Source organism: Methyloceanibacter marginalis (assembly GCF_001723295.1).
GTDB lineage: Bacteria > Pseudomonadota > Alphaproteobacteria > Rhizobiales > Methyloligellaceae > Methyloceanibacter > Methyloceanibacter marginalis.
Genome location: NZ_LPWD01000016.1, coordinates 1 through 3260, shown reverse-complemented (window position 1 = coordinate 3260; position 3260 = coordinate 1). Strand labels below are relative to the sequence as shown.

Here is a 3260-nt window from a genome sequence, read left to right as displayed (position 1 = left end):
ACCGTTGGCCGCCAAACCATGGCGTGGGCGTGCTGGGCGGCAGTCGGAGGCTTCGGCGGCTTGTTCGACCTAAGGCCTGCGGCTTCCAGGACCCGCTGCTCGTGGCCGCCACAGACGGTGTCGGCACCAAGCTCAAGCTCGCCATCGAGACCGGGTTGCATGAGGGGATTGGCATCGATCTCGTGGCCATGAACGTCAACGACCTGATCGTCCAAGGCGCCGAGCCCCTGTTCTTCCTCGACTATTTCGCCACCGGCAAGCTCGAAGTGGGCGTGGCCGCGACCGTTGTCGCCTCCATCGCGGAAGGCTGCGCCGAAGCCGGCTGCGCCCTGATCGGCGGCGAGACTGCCGAGATGCCCGGGCTGTACGAGGCGGGCGATTACGACCTGGCGGGATTCGCCGTAGGCGCGGTGGAACGCGATGCGCTCCTGCCACGCGGAGATCTCGCCGAAGGCGACGTGCTGATCGGGCTCCCCTCCTCCGGCGTTCACGCCAACGGTTTCTCGCTGGTGCGCCGTGTCGTCGCCGAGAGCGGTCTCGATTGGGACGATCCCGCGCCCTTCGCACCGGAGATGCCGCTGGGCCGCGCGCTCCTCACCCCGACGCGCATCTATGTGCGCCAGCTCCTCGAGACGATTCGCGCAACGGGCGCCGTGAAGGCGCTCTGCCACATCACCGGCGGCGGGTTGATCGACAATCTGCCGCGCATTCTTCCCGACTCGCTGACAGCCGCTATCGACCTGCGCGCGTCGCCTCTGCCTCCCGTGTTCGAATGGTTACAGGCCGAGGCGCGGCTCGACGCCCATGAGATGTACCGCACCTTCAATTGCGGGATCGGCATGGTGGTGGTGACATCGCCCGCCGATGTTGATCGCGTGTGCAAAAGCCTTGGGGCGGAAGCCGTTGTGATCGGCGCGCTTCAGTCTCGGGACGGAAGTGAACCCGTGCGCCTCGACGGGAAAGCGTCATGAGCGCGAAGAAGCGCGTCGGCGTTCTCATCTCCGGCCGCGGCAGCAACCTCCAAGCCCTGATCGACGCGGCAAGGTCTCCCGATTATCCGGCCGAGATCGCGCTTGTGATCTCCAACGTGCCAGACGTCCAAGGGCTCGAGCGCGCGGAACAGGCGGGCATTGCCACAACCGTGATCAACCACCGGGATTTCCCCACGCGTCAGGCCTTCGAAGCCGTGCTTGACGAAGCGCTCACCGGCGCCGGCGTGGAGCTCCTGTGCAATGCGGGCTTCATGCGTCTTCTCACCGAGAGCTTCGTCTCAAGCTGGCTCAACCGGCACCTCAACATCCACCCCTCGCTGCTGCCGGCCTTCCAGGGTCTGCACACCCACACGCGCGTGCTCGAGGCGGGCGCCACGATCACGGGCTGCACCGTCCATTTCGTGCGTGCGGCCGTGGACAGCGGCCCTATCGTGGCCCAGGCCGCCGTGCCGGTTCACCCTGGAGACACCGAGGACACCCTGGCCGCCCGCGTCCTTCAGGCCGAGCATAGGCTCTACCCTCACGCACTCCGCCTGGTCGCCTCGGGCCAGGTGCACGTGGAAAGCGAACATGTGGTCGGAATGCCACAGGCCGAGGGCCAAACCGCCCTCTTTTCGCCTCCGCTTCCCGGCACGTTTTGATTGAAACCGTTAACGGCGTAAAATTGCGGATTGGACGGCGGACCTTGATACGCCTCAATATGCGGCGCTTGCGCCCATGGACAATGCTGACAGCCGGATGCTAGGAACGAAGACTATTCGGGATCATCTTCGCAGTTGCTTCTCGCGGCCCACCAGCGCGGCCGTGAGCGCTGCCAGAGATCGTTTCCTGACCTGGCGGCGCGGCCCCGGGTCCCATCCGGCACCCAAGGCCCAACGACCAGGCGCAGGGGGAAGGCATCAATGGCGGACATGACGGTCGCCTACTCTCCGTCACACGGGCTCGGCGAAGAGCAAAGCGTTTGGTTCAAGCTCACACCGCTTCTGAACCAGGAGAACCCCATGCAGGTTCTCATGGCGCTGAGCGACAAATATAACGGCGTCATCCCGATCAATCTGAAGAACCAGCGCATCGTGCTCCTGAGCGAGCCGGCGCATGCCGAGCGCGTGCTGGTGTCCAACGCCGACAATTACACGAAGTATTTCGACGGGCTCCGGCCCATCTTCGGCCGCAGCATGATCACCATTGACGGGGCGCTGTGGCAGAAGATCCGCACGCCTCAGCAGGCGGCGTTCCACCCAAATATGTTCGAGGAGTACTTCCCCTATTTGATGTCGGCCATCGACTCCAAGATGGAGCGCTGGGCGAAGTTCGCCGCGACGGGCGAAACCATCGAGATGGTGGAAGAGACCTGGACGCTTGCCGCCGAGATGGTGTGCAAGGCGCTGTTCGACCGCGAGATGCCGTTCAACCCGCATTTCGTGTTCAAGCAGGTCAAGACCTACACCGACGTGATGAACCACAAGTCCATCCGCCTGAAGAACGTGCGCGGCGAGCTTGTGGAGATGACCGGCGAGGACACCGCCAAGGCGATGGAGATCTGGCACTCGGTCCCCGACATGGTCATGGGAGCCAATATCCTCGAGCATCGCGAGAAGACCCTGCTCACCATGCTGCAGCAGGCCGAAGCCGATCCGGAGTTCCCGGAGTTTGACCACCGCCAGGTCATCGACGAGATGAAGCAGTATCTCTGGGCCGGCACCGAGACCACGGCGCTGACACTCGCCTGGTCACTCTATCTTCTGTCGCAGCACCCCGAAGCCATGGAGCGCATCCGCCAAGAGGCGCGCAATGTCTGCGGCGACGCCGATCCGCAATGGAACCAGGTGCAGCAGCTCGCCTACACGCGACAGGTGATCCAGGAAACCATGCGCCTGTTCCCGCCGATCTGGGCGCTGATCCGAATCGCGGCCGGCGACGACGACATCCAGGGTCACAAGATCAAGGCGGGCGACAAGGTGGTGATCCTCTCCTACATCGCTCATCACAGCCCGAAATACTGGGACGATCCGGAGAAGTTCGAACCGGAGCGCTTCGCGCCGGAGCGCGCCAAGAAGCGGGTCAAATATTCCTACCTGCCGTTCGCGGCCGGCAAGCGTTCCTGCATCGGCGGCGCGCTGTCGCAGATCGAGAACACGCTGGCGCTGGTTCAGCTCCTGCGCCGCTTCACGCCGGAATATGTCGGGCCGAACCCGGCGAAGATCCACGCCACGGTGACGCTGTGCCCGAAGGGCGGCCTGCCCTTCCGCATCCGCGCGCTCAGCTAGC

General features: G+C 64.4%; 2 protein-coding genes and 1 pseudogene. All 3 read left to right on the top strand.

The genetic code is table 11. The features are described from left to right. Positions 1-971, top strand: a pseudogene (gene purM / locus AUC71_RS00625) (phosphoribosylformylglycinamidine cyclo-ligase); the annotation flags it as partial. Further along, positions 968-1633, top strand: a complete 666-nt coding sequence (purN, locus tag AUC71_RS00620; protein WP_069622701.1) for a phosphoribosylglycinamide formyltransferase — start codon at positions 968-970, stop codon at positions 1631-1633. The pseudogene purM and the gene purN, both read left to right, overlap by 4 nt. 261 nt (positions 1634-1894) lie before the next feature. Further along, positions 1895-3259: a cytochrome P450 gene (locus AUC71_RS00615; RefSeq protein WP_244500736.1), complete on the top strand. Its 1365-nt coding sequence runs from the start codon at positions 1895-1897 to the stop codon at positions 3257-3259. The last annotated feature ends 1 nt before the right edge of the window (position 3260 follow it).

Coding starts and splice junctions, on each gene's coding strand:
- purN (WP_069622701.1), top strand. CDS start 968: ATGAGCGCGAAGAAGCGCGTCGGCGTTCTCATCTCCGGCCGCGGCAGC.
- AUC71_RS00615 (WP_244500736.1), top strand. CDS start 1,895: ATGGCGGACATGACGGTCGCCTACTCTCCGTCACACGGGCTCGGCGAA.